Raw genomic sequence first — 16,802 nt, 5'->3', positions numbered from 1 at the left:
GTTCGGGATGCGTCTGGCGGTTTTCGATGCACACCTGGCGTTTTCCAGCCCTTGCGTGTGGAATTGCGGCGCACCATCATGAGAATCGCACAGCCTGCAAATCACGCGGGCGGGGAGAAGCGATCATGGCGAGCTATAAAAAAATTCTGCTTTGTTACGACGGCTCGCGCGAAGGCCGCAAGGCATTGCGTTGCGGCGCCGACCTTGCGCTCGATCTGAAGGCCGAAACGCATTTGCTCTCGGTCGTCGACATGCGCTCGACGATCGCCCAGAGCGCCGGCCTGCTGACCGATGTGGCCTGTGGCCGCTTTGAGGAAACGGCGCGCGAGATTCTTCAGGAAGGCGTGGACTGGCTAACGGAGCGCGGTGTGCGCGCCCAGGGGCACTTCGCGTTCGGGCATCCGATCGACGAAATCGCGAATCTGGCCAACGAACTGAATGCCGACCTCGTGGTGGTGGGCCATCGCTGTCGCACGGGACTCTCGCGCTGGTGGATGGGCGCGGGCAATACGCCGCTGCTCGACCGCGTATCGTGCAGCATTCTCGTGGCGTGTTCGTCGGCGGCTGAGGAAAAGCAGCAGCAGGCCGCTGCGTAAGGGACCAAGCGGACCAAGCGGACCAAGCAGGATCAAGCAGGATCAAGCAGGCCGCCTCGCACAGGAGCGGCCCGTATCCGCTGTCGCTTCCGGCCTGTCTCAGTTCGAGACGTTTCCTTCGTTTAGCTCGACCGCCGAGAGCTTCCACGAGAAGAGACCGTGACGCTGCAGGATGGCGGCGTAGTGCTCGCCCGTACTGCCGCGGTCCCAGGTGAGCGCGAACTCATTGAGGCCGCGATAGCCGGCCGTGGTAACCGGCCGAGCCCCGGGTGCGGGGTTGCCGGATGCGGCCGGTGGCGCGGCGGAGGCGGGTGCCGGTTGCGGTGGTTGCGCCGGCTCTGCCGGTTCTGCGGATTGCGTGCCGGATTCCGCTGGCGGCGGCGCGTGCGGCCGGTCGCCGGGCTTGCCCGTCGGCGGCATGCCATCGAGCAGGGCGGCCACGCCCTCCGGCGTGGCGTAGGCATCCACGAGCGGACTGATCAGTGCTGCGCCAATCACGGCGCCGAGGATCAGCAAGGGGTTACTGCTGTGCTGCCCCTCGACGCGCCGCTGCAGCATTTCGCCCACCTGCTGTTTCAGGCTCACGCGCAACGCAGGGTAATCGACGTATTCGTCGAGCGCGACGGCGTCGCGCGCGTCGGCGGCGGCTTTCATGTGCTTCACCGCGATATAGGGCGACGCATAGGCGTAACCGATCGCGGCAACCACCATTGCGACAGCAACCGTGATCGCGACGGGCTTTTTCCAGCCGTGGGTCTTGCGCGGGATAGAGGGAGTTTCCGTCATCGGCATAGGGCAAATCGTTCAAACAGGGTGTTGACCGCAAACCAGGCCAAACGATCCCGCCCGTAACCTCTTCTCACATTTGCGCAGCGTTGCCGCTCACTTGGCGAGCGCCGCGGGCAGGTCGCTGTGCTGCTCGGCAATGCAGCGGTCGATCGCGCGGCAGACCGCGTCGACCGTGCCGACGAGGATGAGCCGCGACGGGCCCTGATAGACGCGCACGGGTGCACGGCGCATGGGTTGTTCGGTGTTGAGCGTGCTGTTGAGCGATACACGCGCAAACGCCGGCTGGGCCGAGGGCAGCACGGGCAGGTCGGCCGTGCTGGCCGCCACCATGTCTGGCGAGTCGTCGAAGAGCGAGCCGCTCAGTGCGGCAGCCGAATCGCGGACTTCGCGGACCGCGCACGACGCGATTCCACGGAGATGGCGAAGACGGCCGAATTGGCGGAAGGGCAGCAGGCGGGCAAGGCGTTCCATGACTCTCTCCAGGCGGTGCGCAGCCAATGCGCAAACAATGTGGAAACTGCGCTGGAAACTGCGCGCAGACGGATTGCTTAGAATTCGGTGGGTCGGATCAGGCCGACCGCGATGCCTTCGAGCGCGAATTCCGCGCTGCCGGCCTCGACAAAAATATTGTCGTAATCGGGGTTCTCGGCGATGAGCTCGAGCCCATTCGGACGGCGCTTCAGGCGCTTCACGGTGACGTCGTCGCCGAGGCGCGCCACGATGATCTGGCCGTCTTTTGCTTCAGCCTTCTTCTGCACGGCGAGCAGGTCGCCGTCGAGGATGCCGGCGTCGCGCATGGAAAGGCCGCGCACCTTCAGGAGATAGTCGGGGCGGCTCGAGAAGAGCGCCGGGTCGCACATGTAGTTCTGCGAGATGTGCTCCTGCGCGAGGATCGGGCTGCCTGCCGCGACGCGGCCGACGAGCGGCAGCGAAAGCTGCATGATGCTCGGGTGCGGGAGCGTGAACTGGTGCGGCAGGTCGTCGGGCCCCGGCACGAGGCGGATGCCGCGCGAGGCGCCCGCAGCCAGTTCGATCACGCCCTTGCGCGCCAGCGCGCGCAGATGCTCCTCCGCGGAGTTGGCCGAGCTGAAGCCGAGTTCCGCCGCAATCTCGGCGCGCGTGGGCGGGAAGCCCGTGCGCTCGATGGCCCGGCGAACCAGATCGAAAACCTGCTGCTGTCGTGCGGTGAGTTTGGTCATGGCGCCACTGTATGTTTGAACAGGTAACTGTATTTTTATACAGTACTCGCCACTTTTCAAGTGTTACTTGAAGTTCGTCGACCGAGCGTTGCCATCGGGCCGCTTTCCCGTGCTTGCGCGGATGAAACCGCGTTCCAGCAGCGACTTCCTCTGTCCTTACCACTTTTGCGTATTAAAAAATAAGAAAACATCATTTTTAATAATGTAAGTCGATCGCTAGACTGGCCTCCATCGTTAGCTGCAGTTCACCAATGAGCGCAAACGAGCACACACGAGAACGGAGAACAGATAGATGGGCACGACACAAACGGGGCGCGCGGGCTGGCTGAAAACACTGGCGGCAAAACTGGTCATCGGCGTTGCGCCGCTCGTCGGCGTCATGGCGACGGCGGCAATGGCGCCGGCGACCGCTCACGCGGATACGTCGCTGCTCAACGTTTCCTACGATCCGACGCGCGAGCTGTACCAGGACATCAACGAAGCCTTCATCAAGCAATGGAAGGCGAAGACGGGCGAAACGCTCACCATCAAGCAGTCGCATGGCGGCTCGGGCGCACAGGCGCGTTCGGTGCTCGACGGCCTGCAGGCCGACGTCGTGACGCTCGCGCTGGCATGGGACATCGACGCGCTCGCCAACAAGGGCATCGTCGCGAAGGACTGGCAAAAGCGCCTGCCTGACAACGCCTCGCCGTACACGTCGACCATCGTGTTCCTGGTGCGCAAGGGCAATCCGAAGCACATCAAGGACTGGGACGATCTGACGAAGCCCGGCGTCTCGATCGTCACGCCGAACCCGAAGACCTCGGGCGGCGCGCGCTGGAACTATCTCGCGGCGTGGGCGTATGCGCTGCACCAGCCGGGCGGCAACGAGCAGAAGGCGAAGGACTTCGTCTCGAAACTCTACAAGAACGCGGGCGTGCTCGACTCGGGCGCGCGGGGCGCGACGACAAGCTTCGTGCAGCGCGGCATCGGCGATGTGCTGATTGCATGGGAGAACGAAGCATTTCTCTCACTCAAGGAATTTGGCCCTGACAAGTTCGAGATCGTGGTGCCTTCCGTGAGCATTCTGGCTGAGCCGCCGGTTGCCGTGGTGGACAAGGTCGTCGACAAGAAGGGCACGCGCAAGGAGGCCGAGGCCTACCTGCAGTTTCTCTATAGCGAAGAGGGCCAGGAGATCGCCGCGAAGAACTTCTACCGTCCGCGTTCGGACAAGGTCCCGGCGGCGCTCACCGCGAAGTTTCCGAAGCTCAAGCTCTACACGGTCGACGACACGTTCGGCGGCTGGCCCAACGCGCAGAAGACGCACTTCGCGGATGGCGGCGTGTTCGACTCGATCTATCAGCCGCAATAACGAGCCGCAATAAAGCAGTCAAGCAGCAAGCGGTCCGCATGGCGATGCGGCCGCATAACAACGAAGCGCGCCCGCGGGCGCGCTTTTCGGCGCGAATCGGCAACGCACGAATCGCGCAACCCATGTCTGGACGACGAGCATGACAACGTTACGATTGCGCAAGCCCAGTGCGCTGCCCGGCTTCGGCTTGACGCTCGGCATCACGGTGGCTTACCTGAGCCTCGTGGTGCTCATTCCGCTTGCCGCCACCTTTGTCAAGACGGCGACACTCGACTGGAGCCAGTTCGTGCGCGCCGTGTGGTCGCCGCGCGTGATCGCCTCGTACCGGCTCACGTTCAGCGCCGCGCTCGGCGGGGCGCTGATCAATGCGGTATTCGGCTTCCTGCTCGCGTGGGTGCTGGTGCGTTATACGTTTCCGCTCAAGCGGGTGATCGATGCGCTCGTCGATCTTCCGTTCGCACTGCCGACTTCCGTGGCGGGCATTTCACTCGCCGCCGTGTATGCGGGCAATGGCTGGATCGGCCAGTTCCTGGAGCCGCTCGGTCTGAAGATCGCCTTTACGCCGCTCGGCGTGCTCGTGGCGCTGACCTTCATCGGCTTGCCGTTCGTCGTGCGCACCGTGCAGCCGGTGCTCGAGGACTTCGAGCGCGAACAGGAGGAGGCGGCCGCGTGCCTCGGCGCTTCCCGCTGGCTCACGTTCCGCCGCGTCGTGCTGCCCGCGGTGCTGCCGGCGCTGCTCACCGGATTCGCGCTCGCGTTCGCGCGCGCGCTGGGCGAGTACGGCTCGGTCATCTTCATCGCCGGCAACGTGCCGATGAAGTCGGAGATCACGTCGCTGCTCATCATCACGAAGCTCGAACAATACGACTATGCGGGCGCAACAGCGCTCGCCGTGATGATGCTCTGCGTGTCGTTCGTCATGCTGCTGCTCATCAATTCGCTGCAGTGGTATCTGCAACGCCGCACGAGCCGGGGCGTTTCGGCCGGCAGCGCACCGAATGGCGTGGCGGGCGCAGCCGTCGCGGGAGAGGCGCAATGAGCATGCCGCCGCAACAACGAAGCGCGCGCCGGCCGGACCCGGTCACAGAAGCCGCGTGGGTGCGCTGGCTGCTGACCGGCATCGCGCTCGCGTTTCTCGCGCTGTTTCTGGTGCTGCCGCTCGTCGCCGTGTTCTGGCAGGCGCTGTCGAAGGGCATCGGCTTCTATTTCACGTCGCTTGTCGACCCCGACGCGCTCTCCGCGATCAAGCTCACGCTCATCACCGCGGCGATCGCGGTGCCGCTGAATCTGGCCTTCGGCCTCGCGGCCTCGTGGACGATCGCCAAGTTCGAGTTTCGCGGCAAGGCGCTGCTCACCACGCTGATCGACCTGCCGTTTTCGGTTTCGCCCGTGATTTCGGGTCTCATCTACGTGCTGCTGTTCGGCGCGCAGGGCTGGCTCGGGCCGTGGCTCGAAGACCACAACGTTCAGATCATCTTCGCTGTGCCGGGCATCGTCCTCGCGACGATCTTCGTGACGTTCCCGTTCGTCGCGCGCGAACTGATTCCGCTGATGCAGGCGCAGGGCAACGACGAAGAAGAGGCTGCACACGTGCTGGGCGCGTCGGGCTGGCAGATGTTTCGCCGCGTGACGCTGCCCAATATCCGCTGGGGCTTGCTGTACGGCGTGATCCTTTGCAATGCACGCGCGATGGGCGAGTTCGGCGCGGTCTCGGTGGTGTCGGGCCATATTCGCGGCCAGACCGACACGATGCCGCTGCATGTCGAGATCCTTTACAACGAGTACAACTTCGCGGCGGCGTTTGCCGTGGCATCGCTGCTCGCGTTGCTCGCGCTCGTCACGCTTGGCCTGAAGCTGCTCGCGGAGCATCGTCTTTCGGGGGAGATGCGCGGCGCGGATGAGATTCCCGCCCACGCCGGCCCGAAACCCGTGGCCGTGCAACACGTTTCACAACGCGCGGCGCCTCGCGGCGTGCGCCAACCGATTCAAGCAGGGGAGCAGTAACCATGGGCATCACCGTCAGCAATCTGCAAAAGCGCTTCGGCGACTTCACCGCCCTCGACAACGTCTCGCTCGACTTTCCGCCGGGCGAACTGGTTGCGCTGCTCGGACCTTCCGGTTGTGGCAAGACCACGCTCCTGCGCGTGATCGCGGGCCTCGAATACGCCGACGCGGGTCAAGTCGTGCTGCAAGGCCAGGACGTGGGCGAGGTGGGCGCGCGCGAGCGCCAGGTGGGCTTCGTGTTCCAGCATTACGCGCTGTTCCGCCACATGACGGTGTTCGAGAACGTGGCGTTCGGCCTGCGCGTGAAGCCGCGCAGCGAGCGGCCTTCGGAGGCCGTGATCCGCGAGAAGGTGCATGAGCTGCTCAAGCTCGTGCAGCTCGACTGGCTCGCGCAGCGCTATCCGTCCGAGCTTTCGGGCGGCCAGCGTCAGCGCATCGCGCTGGCGCGCGCGCTCGCCGTGGAGCCGAAGGTGCTGCTGCTCGACGAACCGTTCGGCGCGCTCGACGCCAAGGTGCGCAAGGAGTTGCGCTCGTGGCTGCGCCGCCTGCACGACGACCTGCACATCTCGACGATCTTCGTCACGCACGACCAGGAGGAAGCGCTCGAGGTGGCCGATCGCATCGTCGTGATGAATCATGGGCACGTGGAGCAGGTGGGCAGCCCGCAGGACGTCTATGATCATCCGCAGACGGCCTTCGTCTACGAATTCCTGGGCGCCGCGAACCGGCTGCGCGGCAGCGTGGATGCGCGCGGTTTCGTCGCCGAGGGCGCTGCGCAGCCGATCTCGGTGCACGCGAGCTTCGCGGGCCCGGCGCTCGCCTACGTGCGGCCGCACGACCTCGTGCTGCACCGCGAAGCGAGCGATCACCGCGACGGCATCGTCGTCGACGTGCGCCGCGTGGTGACGCTGGGCGGCTCGGTGCGCGTGGAGCTGGAAAGCCGCACGGGCGGTGTGCTCGAAGCCGAGCTCGATCGCGAGTCGTGGCGCGCGCTGGGGCTTTCGGTCGGCGAGGGCGTGACGGCGGTGCCGCGCGGGCTGCGCGTATTTCCGGCCTGAATTCCCGGCTTGAATTCGCGGCTTGAATTCCCGGCTTAAATCGCGGCGCAATGAGCGTTACAGTGCTCGCATCGACAAAAAACGAATAATCGGTCAGCAGTCCCGGAGGAAAGACCATGAATTTTCAGCAGTTGCGTTTCGTGCGCGAAGCCGTGCGGCAGAACATGAACCTGACCGAAGTGGCGAATGTGCTGTATACGTCGCAGTCGGGCGTCTCCAAGCAGATCAAGGATCTCGAAGACGAACTCGGCGTGGACATTTTCATTCGCCGCGGCAAGCGCCTGACCGGCCTCACGGAGCCGGGCAAGGCCGTGCATCAGCTGATCGAGCGCATGCTGCTCGACGCCGAGAACCTGCGCCGCGTGGCGCGCCAGTTTGCTGACCAGGACAGCGGCCACCTCGTGGTCGCGACGACGCACACGCAGGCGCGCTACGCGCTGCCGAAGGTCGTGCACCGGTTCCGCGAAGTGTTTCCGAAAGTCCACCTCGCGCTGCGCCAGGGCAATCCGCAACAGATCGCGCAGATGATCATCAACGGCGAGGCGGACATCGGCATCTCGACCGAAGCGCTCGACCGCTTCCCCGACATCGTGACGTTTCCGTGCTACTCGTGGCATCACGTGGTGGTCGTGCCGAAGACGCATCCGCTCGTGGGCCGCGAAAATCTCACGCTCGAAGACGTGGCGGAGTATCCGGTCATCACCTACGACCAGGACTTCACGGGCCGCTCGCATATCGACCAGGCGTTCGCGAAAGCGGGCGTGGTGCCCGACGTGGTGCTGACCGCCATCGACGCGGACGTGATCAAGACCTACGTCGAACTCGGCATGGGCGTGGGCATCGTCGCGGCGATGGCCTACGACCCGAAACGCGACAGCGAACTCGTCGCGCTCGACACGAAGCATCTCTTCGATGCGAGCACGACCCGGGTGGGCCTGCGCAAGGGCGCATTCCTGCGCCAGTACGCGTACCGGCTCATCGAAATGTTCGCGCCGCAGCTTACCGAGCAGCAGATCGCGAGCCAGTTGCGCGAGGCGACCTGAAAAGCGCGCTGATTTTCCCGGTGGCGGCGGATCGCTTAAAATCGCCGCCATGAATACTTCCACTTCCACTTCCTTTGGCGCCGCGGCGCCAAAGGCGCTGCCGCGCATCGCCGTGCTCGCCACGGGCGGCACCATCGCGGGCTCCGCCGCCGACGCCGCGAACACCGCCGGCTACCAGGCCGGCGTGATCGGCGTCGCGCAGCTGCTGGCCGCCGTGCCGGGCCTCGACGCCATCGCCCACATCCAGGCCGAGCAGGTCGCGAGCATCGACAGCAAGGACATGTCGCTCGCGCTGTGGACCACGCTCGCGCAGCGCGTGAACGAACTGCTCGCAAGCGACGCAGTCGACGGCGTGGTGATCACGCACGGCACGGATACGCTCGAAGAAACAGCGTATCTGCTGCATCTCACGGTGAAGAGCACGAAGCCGTGCATCTTGACGGCGGCCATGCGTCCCGCCACGGCGCTTTCCGCCGACGGCCCGCTCAACCTGCTCAATGCCGTCACGCTCGCCGCGAGCGAGGCGGCGGCCGGGCAGGGCGTGCTGGTGGCGTTCAATAACCGGATTCATTGCGCACGCGACGTCGCGAAGGTCAGCACCTACGCGGTGGATGCATTCCAGTCGCCGGAGATCGGCGCGCTGGGCTGGGTGCAGGATGGCCGCGTCGAATTCCAGCGCCGCGCCCTGCGGGCGCATACGGTCGAAACGCCGTTCACGGCCTCGGCGCAATGGCCGCAGGTCGAGATCGTGACGAGCTATGCGGGCGTGTCGCGCGCGGCTGTCGAAGCACTCGTTGCCGCCGGCGTGGATGGGCTCGTCGTGGCCGGCACGGGCAACGGCTCGATTCACGGCGCGTTGCAGCAGTCGCTGGCCGAGGCGGCTGCCAAGGGCGTGGCCGTCGTGCGCGCCTCGCGCGTCGGCTCGGGTCACGTGATGCGCAACGGCGCGGCGAGAGACGATACGCTCGGCTTCGTCTCGTCGGGCACGCTCAGCCCGTACAAGGCGCGTGTGCTGCTGCTGCTCGCGCTGGCAGCGGGCACGGCCGACAAGGCGGGGCTGCAGGACGTGTTCGACACGTACTGAGTCCGGCCGCGCACAACGAAGAACGGGCCTGGCGGATCGCTCCGCCAGGCCCGTTTGTTTTCTGGCCGCGTTTGCGTGTTGCCGCGCTTACTGCAGCGGCGGAATCACGAGGACCTGACCCGGATAGATCTTGTCCGGGCTCTTGAGCATCGGCGTGTTCGCCTGGAAGATCGCGTCGTTCTTCGCGCCGCTGCCGTAGTACTTTTCGGCGATCTTCCAGAGGTTGTCGCCGGCGACGACCGTGTGATGCTGCGCTTCGGGCGCGGGGTTCGTCACGCTCATCTGGTCGTCGACCTTGTCGACGTTCTGCACGTTGCCGGCCGCGACGAGGATCTTCTCTTTCGTCGGCTGGTCGGCGGCGTTGCCGGTCACGGTCACGGTGTGCGAGACGCTGTCGTAGGCCACGCCGAGGTTGTCGGCGTCGAGGCCTTGCGAGCGGATATAGGCGGCGATCGCGTCGCTGGCCTTCTGGTTCAGTTCGGCGGGATTCGCAGCGGGGTCTGCCGGTGCGGCAGCGGGCTCCGCGGCGGCAGGCGCTGCCGCCGTGCCGAACAGCTTTTCGCCTGCTTCCTTGATGAAATTGATAATGCCCATCGATCACTCTCCTCACGTGCTGGAAATGACTCGGTGCTCACGCGTCGGGTCCACCTTGACCCGTCTGCGTGACAGCCGGATGAAAGCACAATTCTGCAAGCGTGGCCGCGAAGGTGTCCATCGGGGCAGCGTCAAAGAGTGTGAAACCGGGGGGAGAAAAAGGGAAGGCAACGAAAAACGGGCATCCGACACGCGGACACCCGATGACGACGTCTGACCGACCAAGGCTTCCCCGCCGTCACCGGGCGCCGCTTTCGGACCCCACTGGCCGCCCTCAGCCCAGGGCGGCACCGATTTGCCTCGCGGCGGTTGCCGCCGCCGCGAAGCGCCCCACGGGAGGCGCGTGCGCTTCAGTCTCAGCGCGCACGCCGATATGCGTGATCCGGTTCTGCGGGCGGTCCGCGCGTTGCGTCGCACGAACCGCCGTCCTGCCGCCGCTGAAACTCAAGCCACCTTCACCTGCGCTTGCGGCTCGGCGATCTCGAAGTTCGCCATGATCTCGAGCGCGCGGATCATGGCCGAGTGGTCCCACGCCTTGCCGCCGTGCGCGGCGCACACGCTGAAGAGCTGCTGCGCGCTCGCGGTGTGGGGCAGCGCGATGCCCAGCTTGCGCGCGCCGTCGATCGCGAGGTTCAGGTCCTTCTGGTGCAGCTCGATGCGAAAGCCCGGATTGAACGTGCGCTTCGTCATGCGCTCGCCGTGCACTTCGAGAATGCGCGACGAAGCGAAGCCGCCCATCAGCGCCTGGCGCACACGCTCCGGATCGGCGCCCGAACGGGCTGCGAAGAGCAGGGCTTCGGCCACGGCCTCGATGTTCAGCGCGACGATGATCTGGTTGGCGACCTTCGTGGTCTGGCCCGCGCCGTTGTCGCCGACGAGCGAGATGTTCTTGCCCATCAATTCGAACAGGGGCCTCGCGAAATCGAACGCCTTTTGCGGGCCTCCGACCATGATCGAGAGCGTGGCTTCGCGTGCGCCGACTTCGCCGCCCGAGACCGGCGCGTCGAGATAGTCGCAGCCGAGCGCGTTGATCTGTTTGGCGAACTGCTGGGTTTCGAGCGGCGAGATCGAGCTCATGTCGATCACGAGTTTGCCGGCCGAGAGACCCTTGGCGACGCCGTCGTCGGCGAACAGGACGTTGGCGACATCGGGGGTGTCCGGCACCATCACGATGACGATGTCCGACGCCTTCGCGACCGCCGTCGAATCGGCGACGACTTCGGTTTGCGTGCGCAGGTCGTCGGGTACCGGGTACTTGCCGTTCACGGCGAGCGTGTGGCCGCCCTTGATGAGATTGCGCGCCATGTGCGCGCCCATGATGCCGAGTCCGATAAAGCCAATCTTTGCCATCTTGTGTCTCCGTTAAAGCGAATGCGTCAATGTGCGTAGGGGCTCAGGCAAGTTCGGCGGTGCGCCTCCTGGCGCCGCGCAGCCAGCCGAGACCTTCGACGGTCGTCGTGCGCGGCTTGTACTCGCAGCCGATGTGGCCTTCGTAGCCGAGCGCGTCGAGCAGATCGAACAGGAACGGGTAGTGGATTTCGCCCGTGCCGGGTTCGTTGCGGCCAGGATTGTCGGCGAGCTGGATGTGGGCGATCTTCGCGAAGTGCTTCTTGATCGTCGCGGCGAGTTCGCCTTCCATACGCTGCATGTGATAGATGTCGTACTGCAGGAACAGGTTGTCCGAGCCAGTCTTTTCGATCACGTCGAGCGCCTCGGCCGAGCGGTTCAGCGCGAAGCCGGGAATGTCGTACGAATTGCACGGCTCGACCAGCAGGCGGATGCCTTCGCGCTTGAGTGCGCCAGCGGCAAAGCGAAGGTTATCGACGATCGTGGCGAGCGCCGTCTCGCGATCGACGCCTGCCGTCGGAATGCCGACGAGACAGTTCAGTTGCGGCACCTTCAGCGCCTTCGCATATTCGATCGCGCGGCCAACGCCTTCCTGGAACTCGCCGCGGCGCTCGGGCAGGCAGGCAATGCCGCGTTCGCCCGCTTCCCAGTTGCCCGCAGGCAGGTTGTGGAGGACGAGTTTCAACCCGTTGACCTCCAGACGCTCGGCCAGATCGGCGGCCTTGTACGGATACGGGAACAGGAACTCCACGGCGTCGAAGCCCGCTTGGGCGGCCGCTGCGAAGCGGTCGAGGAAGGGCGCTTCGTTGAACAGCATGGTGAGGTTCGCGGCGAATTTTGGCATGGTGCAGGGTCTCGCTGGTCGGTCAGTAAAAGAAGTCAGGCGGGAAGTCACGCGATAAATCGGCCAGGCTGCGCGCCGATGCCCTGCGCGCGGCCCGCGTTGCGGTGAGGCGGGCTTGCGTGCGCTCAGTCGACGGCATTCATCGCGCTGATGGCCGTCGGCGCGTGCTCGGGCTTTTCGGCCAGTTCTTCGAACTCGTTGATGGCGTCGATTTCGGTGCCCATCGAGATGTTGGTCACGCGCTCGAGAATCACTTCGACGACAACCGGCACGCTGTGCTCGGCGGCGAGCGCCTGGGCCTGCTTGAGCGCCGGGGCGATCTCTTCCGGCTTGAACACGCGCAGCGCCTTGCAGCCGAGGCCTTCGGCGACCGTGACGTGATCGACGCCATAGCCGTTCACTTCAGGCGCGTTGATGTTCTCGAATGCGAGCTGCACGCAGAAGTCCATGTCGAACGCGCGCTGCGCCTGGCGGATCAGGCCGAGATACGAGTTGTTGACGACCACGTGCACATACGGCAGCTTGAACTGCGCGCCCACGGCCAGTTCTTCGACCATGAACTGGAAGTCGTAGTCGCCCGACAGCGCCACGATGGGCCGCGTCGGATCGGCTGCGCGCACGCCGAGCGCCGCCGGAATCGTCCAGCCGAGCGGACCCGCCTGGCCGCAGTTGATCCAGTTGCGCGCCTTGTACACGTGCAGGAACTGGGCGCCGGCGATCTGCGAGAGGCCGATGGTGCTCACGTAGCAGGTGTCGCGGCCAAACGCCTTGTTCATCTCTTCGTACACGCGTTGCGGCTTGATCGGCGTGTTCTCGAAGTGCGTCTTGCGCAGCATCGTGCGCTTGCGTTGCTGGCAGTCGGCCACCCATGCGCTGCGGTCCTTCAGCTTGCCCGCGGCCTTCCATTCCTGCGCGACTTCGACGAACAGTTCGAGCGCGGCCTTTGCGTCCGAGACGATGCCGAGATCGGGGCCGAACACGCGGCCGATCTGCGTCGGCTCGATATCGACGTGCACGAACTTGCGGCCCTTCGTATAGACCTCGACGCTGCCCGTATGACGGTTCGCCCAGCGGTTGCCGATGCCGAGCACGAAGTCGGAGGCGAGCATGGTGGCGTTGCCGTAGCGGTGCGAGGTCTGCAGGCCGACCATGCCGGCCATGAGCGGATGGTCGTCGGCAATCGCGCCCCACGACATGAGCGTCGGGATCACGGGCACGCCGACCGTTTCGGCGAACTGCACGAGCAGGTCTTCGGCGGCTGCGTTGAGCACGCCGCCGCCCGAGACGATCAGCGGCTTGTCGCTCGCGTTGAGCAGGTCGAGCGCGGCTTCGATCTGCTTGCGCGTCGCCTTCGGCTTGTAGACCGGCAACGGCTCGTACGTGTCGATGTCGAATTCGATTTCGGCGAGCTGCACGTCGATCGGCAGGTCGACCAGCACCGGACCCGGACGGCCCGAGCGCATCAGATGGAACGCCTGCTGGAACACGCGCGGCACGAGCGCCGGCTCGCGCACGGTGACGGCCCACTTGGTGACGGGCTTGGCGATCGACTCGATGTCGACGGCCTGGAAGTCTTCCTTGTAGAGGCGGGCGCGCGGCGCCTGACCCGTGATCGCGAGGATCGGAATCGAATCGGCCTGGGCCGAGTAGAGGCCCGTGATCATGTCGGTGCCCGCGGGGCCCGAGGTGCCGATGCACACGCCGATGTTGCCCGGCGTGGCGCGCGTATAGCCTTCGGCCATGTGCGAGGCGCCTTCGACGTGGCGCGCCAGCACGTGCGTGATGCCGCCGGCCTTTTTCATCGCCGAATAGAACGGATTGATGGCTGCGCCCGGCACGCCGAAAGCGGTGTCGATGCCTTCTTTTTCCAGCACCAGAACGGCGGCGTCGACGGCTCTCATTTTGGCCATGATTGTCTCCTGAATGTCTCGTATGCGAGGAATGGCTATGCGTTGAGGCCCACTTTAGAGGCGCAGGAAAGGTTTGATAAGATCAGTTCAGGTCGCTTATTCCGAAACAAAAAGTATGGAATGCTCGCGGAGCGGCTTCCGGCGTGGGACACAGGAGACAGGCAATGGACCGCTTCAAGCAGATCGAAACCTTCGTGCGCGTCGCGGACGCGGGCAGCCTCGCGGCGGCGGCGCTCGAGGAAGGCGTCTCGCCGGTGATCCTCGGGCGGCGTATCGACGCGCTGGAAAAGCGCCTGGGCGTGAAGCTCATCTACCGTTCGACGCGGCGGCTCGTGGTAAGCGAGGAGGGCGCGGCCTTTCTCGAGCGCTGCCGCGGCCTGCTCGCCGACTGGGATCAGGCGGAAAACGAGCTGTCCGCGGGGCGCCAGGTGGTGAGCGGCCATCTGATCGTCTCGGCGCCCGCCGCGTTCGGGCGCAAGCACGTCGCGCCGCTCGCGCCCGAATTTCTCGCCGACAAGCCCGAACTCCAGGTGTCGTTCAATCTCACCGACCGCGTGGTCGATCTGGTGCGCGAGGGCTATGACCTGTCGATCCGCATTGGCGGCGCGGTGGATCCGAACTTCGTCGCCGTGAAGCTCGCCGCGAACCGGCGCGTGGTGTGCGGCACGCCCGAGTATTTCCGCAAGCACGGGCGCCCGAAAACGCTCGAAGACCTGCCGCACCACAATTGCCTCGCGTTCAACCTGCAGGGCGGCCAGAACCGCGGCTGGTACTTCAGCCGCGGCGGCAAGCTCGTCACCGTGCGCGTGGGCGGCACGCTCGACTGCAACGACGGGGAACTGCTGCACCGCTGGGTGACCGAGAGCCTCGGCCTCGGCTGGCGCTCGACCTGGGAGATCGACGCCCAGCTCGCGCGCGGCGAACTCGAAACGGTGCTCGACGAATACGCGCTGCCCGACTACGACATCCTCGCGGTGTATCCGCAGCAGCGCTACGTGCCGGCGCGCGTGCGCTACTTCATCGACTATCTCAAGGAGGTCTACGCGCGGCCGGGGTACTGGGCCGGCGCGTAATCGCGCGCTGCGAATTTATTTTTCGTTTTCGTGCGCGCGCAGCGGGAATAAACTGGCCCGAGCTTCGGTAGTGCCTGTATGCGGCCGCGGTCGCGCAAGCCAGACGAAGAAGCGAGGGGACGACGTGGGCGAATCCGCGTACGAGCAGGATGAGGCAGGGCGCAGCCGCCGCTTTCAGGCGCTGGCGCTGCCGCATCTCGATGCGGCCTACAACCTTGCGCGCTGGCTCTCGCGCAACCCGGGCGACGCGGAAGATATCGTCCAGGAGGCGTTTCTGCGCGCGTTCCGCTTCTTCGATGCATTTCGCGGCGACGAGGCCCGCCCCTGGCTGCTCGCGATCGTGCGGCGCGTCTGGTACGACGAATGGCGGCGGCGCGCGGGCGCGGAAGAGGTGGCGCCGTTCGACGAGTTGCGCGACGACGCGCCGCTCGAGGGCTGGGAAACGGGCGGCGTCGATCCCGAGACGCTCGCGATCCGCGCCGAAGACGCCCGCCACGTGCAGGATGCGCTCAGGCGTCTGCCGGTCGAGTATCGGGAAGTGCTGGTGCTGCGCGAGCTGGAGGAGCTGGGCTACCGCGAGATTGCGGCGATCGCCGATCTGCCGGTCGGCACGGTGATGTCGCGGCTCGCACGTGGCCGCAGGCGGTTGGCGACGCTGCTGGCGGCGTACCGCGGCGGCGAGCGCCAGCCGGCAGCGGCGCGTAGTGCAGTCAACGAGACGGCAAACGATCCGGTTGTCCCCGCCCGCGGCTGCGCGGACGACAGGGCAGGAGTCGGGGGAAGCAGTCAAGCCAGGAGACCATCCGGCCCGGGAAACGGCGGTCGGTTCCGCGAGGAGCCGGCCGCCGACGGCGGAGCGCCGTTGCGCCCTTGCTCCCGCACCGAAGGCCGAACGACGGAGGCGCCAGATGAACTGTAACGAAGCGCGCCCGCTGGTCGACGCGAGCGTCGACCGTGAACTCTCCGCCGCCGACGAATGGCGTGTGCGCGAGCATCTCGCAGGCTGCGAGACGTGCCGCCGTGTCGCCGACGATGCGCAGGCCATCTCTCGAATGATCCGATCCGCGCCATACCACCGTGCGCCGGCTGGGCTGGCCGCGCGTATTGTCGCGGCATTGCCGGCGACGGACGTGCCGCCTGCGAAAGCAACGCCTTCGCCAACACCCGCGCGCGACTCGGGCGGCTGGCGCGCGTGGCTGCGCAACGGGTGGCCAGGCCGCGTCGGCGGGGCGCGCGGCAATGCGGGCGGCCGTGGCTGGGGCGCTGCGTCCGTCGGCGCGGGCCCGCACGCGGCCACGCTCGCGTGGTTCGGTTGCGCGGTGTTGATCCTTTGTGCGCTGGCGGTGATCGCCACACTGCATCTGCGCCGCCCGGCCGCAGAGACGGCCTTCGTCGACGATCTCGTGTCGAGCCACGTGCGGGCCCAGATGTCGGGCCGCGATATCGACGTGATCTCGACGGACCGCCATACCGTGAAGCCGTGGTTCAACGGCCGCATCGACTACGCGCCGCCCGTCTTCGATCTGGCGCAGCAGGGCTTTGCGCTGGCGGGCGGACGTCTCGATTATGTGGGGCGCGAACGTGTTGCCGTGCTCGTCTATCACTATCGCAAGCATGTGATCGACGTCTACGTGTTCCCGCCGGGCGCGGGCGGACCGGCCGTCTCGGGCGCCGCGCCGCCGTCGTCGAGCGAAGGCTACGCGCTCCTGCGCTGGCAGGCGGCAGGCATGACCTGGTGGGCGGTGACCGACGCCGGCGCGGATGCGCTCGACGGCCTGCGCGCGGCGCTCGACGCCCGTCTCGCGGGCGGCGCGAGCGAGGCGGCAGGGGGCTAGGCCGTCGTCCCGGACGGGCACTCAGGCGTGCCTTCGGGAGTGCCTTCTGGCGTGCCTTCAGGGCGCTCCTCGCCG

The 16,802-nt window shown here is 66.1% G+C and carries 17 protein-coding genes; 10 read left to right on the top strand and 7 right to left on the bottom strand.

The window, feature by feature from the left end; all coding sequences use genetic code 11:
* The first annotated feature begins 125 nt into the window (after positions 1–125).
* Entirely contained in the window at positions 126–596 is a 471-nt protein-coding gene (locus C7411_RS11775) for a universal stress protein (protein WP_042268619.1), read from the top strand.
* 99 nt (positions 597–695) lie between these two features.
* Here C7411_RS11775 and C7411_RS11770 read toward each other — a convergent pair whose 3' ends face one another.
* From C7411_RS11770 to lexA, 3 genes are all read right to left on the bottom strand, one after another.
* Positions 696–1,388, bottom strand: a complete 693-nt coding sequence (locus tag C7411_RS11770; RefSeq protein WP_243413126.1) for a DUF2939 domain-containing protein — start codon at positions 1,386–1,388, stop codon at positions 696–698.
* A 90-nt stretch (positions 1,389–1,478) separates the two neighbouring features.
* Positions 1,479–1,856 (bottom strand): hypothetical protein, encoded by a 378-nt coding sequence (locus tag C7411_RS11765; protein ID WP_110384481.1) that lies wholly within the window; start codon positions 1,854–1,856, stop codon positions 1,479–1,481.
* Between the two features lie 77 nt (positions 1,857–1,933).
* The gene (gene lexA, locus C7411_RS11760) at positions 1,934–2,584 is read right to left on the bottom strand and encodes a transcriptional repressor LexA (protein WP_042268621.1); all 651 of its coding nucleotides are present in this window, start codon (positions 2,582–2,584) and stop codon (positions 1,934–1,936) included.
* A 292-nt stretch (positions 2,585–2,876) separates the two neighbouring features.
* On the opposite strand from lexA, the gene C7411_RS11755 reads away from it, so the two are divergent.
* The 6 genes from C7411_RS11755 (at position 2,877) to C7411_RS11730 (ending at position 9,124) form a co-directional block, all read left to right on the top strand.
* Entirely contained in the window at positions 2,877–3,935 is a 1,059-nt protein-coding gene (locus tag C7411_RS11755; RefSeq protein WP_110384480.1) for a sulfate ABC transporter substrate-binding protein, read from the top strand.
* 139 nt (positions 3,936–4,074) lie between these two features.
* Positions 4,075–4,974, top strand: a complete 900-nt coding sequence (gene cysT / locus C7411_RS11750; RefSeq protein ID WP_110384479.1) for a sulfate ABC transporter permease subunit CysT — start codon at positions 4,075–4,077, stop codon at positions 4,972–4,974.
* Entirely contained in the window at positions 4,971–5,939 is a 969-nt protein-coding gene (cysW, locus tag C7411_RS11745) for a sulfate ABC transporter permease subunit CysW (RefSeq protein WP_110384478.1), read from the top strand. The genes cysT and cysW overlap by 4 nt, the downstream gene beginning before the upstream one ends.
* Before the next feature lie 2 nt (positions 5,940–5,941).
* Entirely contained in the window at positions 5,942–6,997 is a 1,056-nt protein-coding gene (locus C7411_RS11740; RefSeq protein ID WP_110384477.1) for a sulfate/molybdate ABC transporter ATP-binding protein, read from the top strand.
* A gap of 116 nt (positions 6,998–7,113) precedes the next feature.
* On the top strand, positions 7,114–8,040 hold the full coding sequence (locus C7411_RS11735; protein WP_110384476.1) for a CysB family HTH-type transcriptional regulator: 927 nt from the start codon (positions 7,114–7,116) through the stop codon (positions 8,038–8,040).
* Positions 8,041–8,089: 49 nt separating this feature from the next.
* Positions 8,090–9,124, top strand: coding sequence for an asparaginase (locus C7411_RS11730; RefSeq protein WP_110384475.1), 1,035 nt, complete (start codon positions 8,090–8,092; stop codon positions 9,122–9,124).
* Positions 9,125–9,211: 87 nt separating this feature from the next.
* On the opposite strand, the gene lysM is transcribed toward C7411_RS11730, so the two are convergent.
* From lysM to gcl, 4 genes are all read right to left on the bottom strand, one after another.
* A complete protein-coding gene (gene lysM / locus C7411_RS11725; RefSeq protein ID WP_110384474.1) occupies positions 9,212–9,718 on the bottom strand; it encodes a peptidoglycan-binding protein LysM in 507 nt (168 codons plus the stop codon).
* A gap of 444 nt (positions 9,719–10,162) precedes the next feature.
* Positions 10,163–11,068 carry a 2-hydroxy-3-oxopropionate reductase gene (locus C7411_RS11715; protein ID WP_110384472.1) on the bottom strand — a complete coding sequence of 302 codons (906 nt, stop codon included), beginning with the start codon at positions 11,066–11,068 and terminating at the stop codon, positions 10,163–10,165.
* A gap of 43 nt (positions 11,069–11,111) precedes the next feature.
* Complete coding sequence (gene hyi, locus C7411_RS11710) at positions 11,112–11,909, bottom strand: hydroxypyruvate isomerase (RefSeq protein ID WP_110384471.1); 798 nt, start codon at positions 11,907–11,909, stop codon at positions 11,112–11,114.
* A gap of 125 nt (positions 11,910–12,034) precedes the next feature.
* Positions 12,035–13,819, bottom strand: a complete 1,785-nt coding sequence (gcl, locus tag C7411_RS11705) for a glyoxylate carboligase (protein ID WP_110384470.1) — start codon at positions 13,817–13,819, stop codon at positions 12,035–12,037.
* Between the two features lie 164 nt (positions 13,820–13,983).
* Here gcl and C7411_RS11700 point away from each other — a divergent pair, with 164 nt between their 5' ends.
* The 3 genes from C7411_RS11700 to C7411_RS11690 all read left to right on the top strand — a co-directional run bounded on the left by C7411_RS11700 (position 13,984) and on the right by C7411_RS11690 (position 16,727).
* Positions 13,984–14,892 carry a LysR family transcriptional regulator gene (locus tag C7411_RS11700; protein ID WP_110384469.1) on the top strand — a complete coding sequence of 303 codons (909 nt, stop codon included), beginning with the start codon at positions 13,984–13,986 and terminating at the stop codon, positions 14,890–14,892.
* A 124-nt stretch (positions 14,893–15,016) separates the two neighbouring features.
* Positions 15,017–15,811 (top strand): RNA polymerase sigma factor, encoded by a 795-nt coding sequence (locus C7411_RS11695; protein ID WP_110384468.1) that lies wholly within the window; start codon positions 15,017–15,019, stop codon positions 15,809–15,811.
* Positions 15,801–16,727 (top strand): anti-sigma factor family protein, encoded by a 927-nt coding sequence (locus C7411_RS11690; RefSeq protein ID WP_110384467.1) that lies wholly within the window; start codon positions 15,801–15,803, stop codon positions 16,725–16,727. The genes C7411_RS11695 and C7411_RS11690 overlap by 11 nt, the downstream gene beginning before the upstream one ends.
* The last annotated feature ends 75 nt before the right edge of the window (positions 16,728–16,802 follow it).

This window comes from Paraburkholderia silvatlantica (genome assembly GCF_003096715.1).
GTDB lineage: Bacteria > Pseudomonadota > Gammaproteobacteria > Burkholderiales > Burkholderiaceae > Paraburkholderia > Paraburkholderia silvatlantica.
The sequence above is the reverse complement of the archived record's forward strand: the minus strand, read 5'-3'. Positions and strand labels throughout refer to the sequence as shown.

Coding starts and splice junctions, on each gene's coding strand:
- C7411_RS11715 (WP_110384472.1), bottom strand. CDS start 11,068: ATGGCAAAGATTGGCTTTATCGGACTCGGCATCATGGGCGCGCACATG.
- C7411_RS11775 (WP_042268619.1), top strand. CDS start 126: ATGGCGAGCTATAAAAAAATTCTGCTTTGTTACGACGGCTCGCGCGAA.
- C7411_RS11730 (WP_110384475.1), top strand. CDS start 8,090: ATGAATACTTCCACTTCCACTTCCTTTGGCGCCGCGGCGCCAAAGGCG.
- gcl (WP_110384470.1), bottom strand. CDS start 13,819: ATGGCCAAAATGAGAGCCGTCGACGCCGCCGTTCTGGTGCTGGAAAAA.
- C7411_RS11735 (WP_110384476.1), top strand. CDS start 7,114: ATGAATTTTCAGCAGTTGCGTTTCGTGCGCGAAGCCGTGCGGCAGAAC.
- lexA (WP_042268621.1), bottom strand. CDS start 2,584: ATGACCAAACTCACCGCACGACAGCAGCAGGTTTTCGATCTGGTTCGC.
- hyi (WP_110384471.1), bottom strand. CDS start 11,909: ATGCCAAAATTCGCCGCGAACCTCACCATGCTGTTCAACGAAGCGCCC.
- C7411_RS11690 (WP_110384467.1), top strand. CDS start 15,801: ATGAACTGTAACGAAGCGCGCCCGCTGGTCGACGCGAGCGTCGACCGT.
- C7411_RS11765 (WP_110384481.1), bottom strand. CDS start 1,856: ATGGAACGCCTTGCCCGCCTGCTGCCCTTCCGCCAATTCGGCCGTCTT.
- C7411_RS11700 (WP_110384469.1), top strand. CDS start 13,984: ATGGACCGCTTCAAGCAGATCGAAACCTTCGTGCGCGTCGCGGACGCG.
- cysW (WP_110384478.1), top strand. CDS start 4,971: ATGAGCATGCCGCCGCAACAACGAAGCGCGCGCCGGCCGGACCCGGTC.
- C7411_RS11755 (WP_110384480.1), top strand. CDS start 2,877: ATGGGCACGACACAAACGGGGCGCGCGGGCTGGCTGAAAACACTGGCG.
- lysM (WP_110384474.1), bottom strand. CDS start 9,718: ATGGGCATTATCAATTTCATCAAGGAAGCAGGCGAAAAGCTGTTCGGC.
- C7411_RS11770 (WP_243413126.1), bottom strand. CDS start 1,388: ATGCCGATGACGGAAACTCCCTCTATCCCGCGCAAGACCCACGGCTGG.
- C7411_RS11740 (WP_110384477.1), top strand. CDS start 5,942: ATGGGCATCACCGTCAGCAATCTGCAAAAGCGCTTCGGCGACTTCACC.
- cysT (WP_110384479.1), top strand. CDS start 4,075: ATGACAACGTTACGATTGCGCAAGCCCAGTGCGCTGCCCGGCTTCGGC.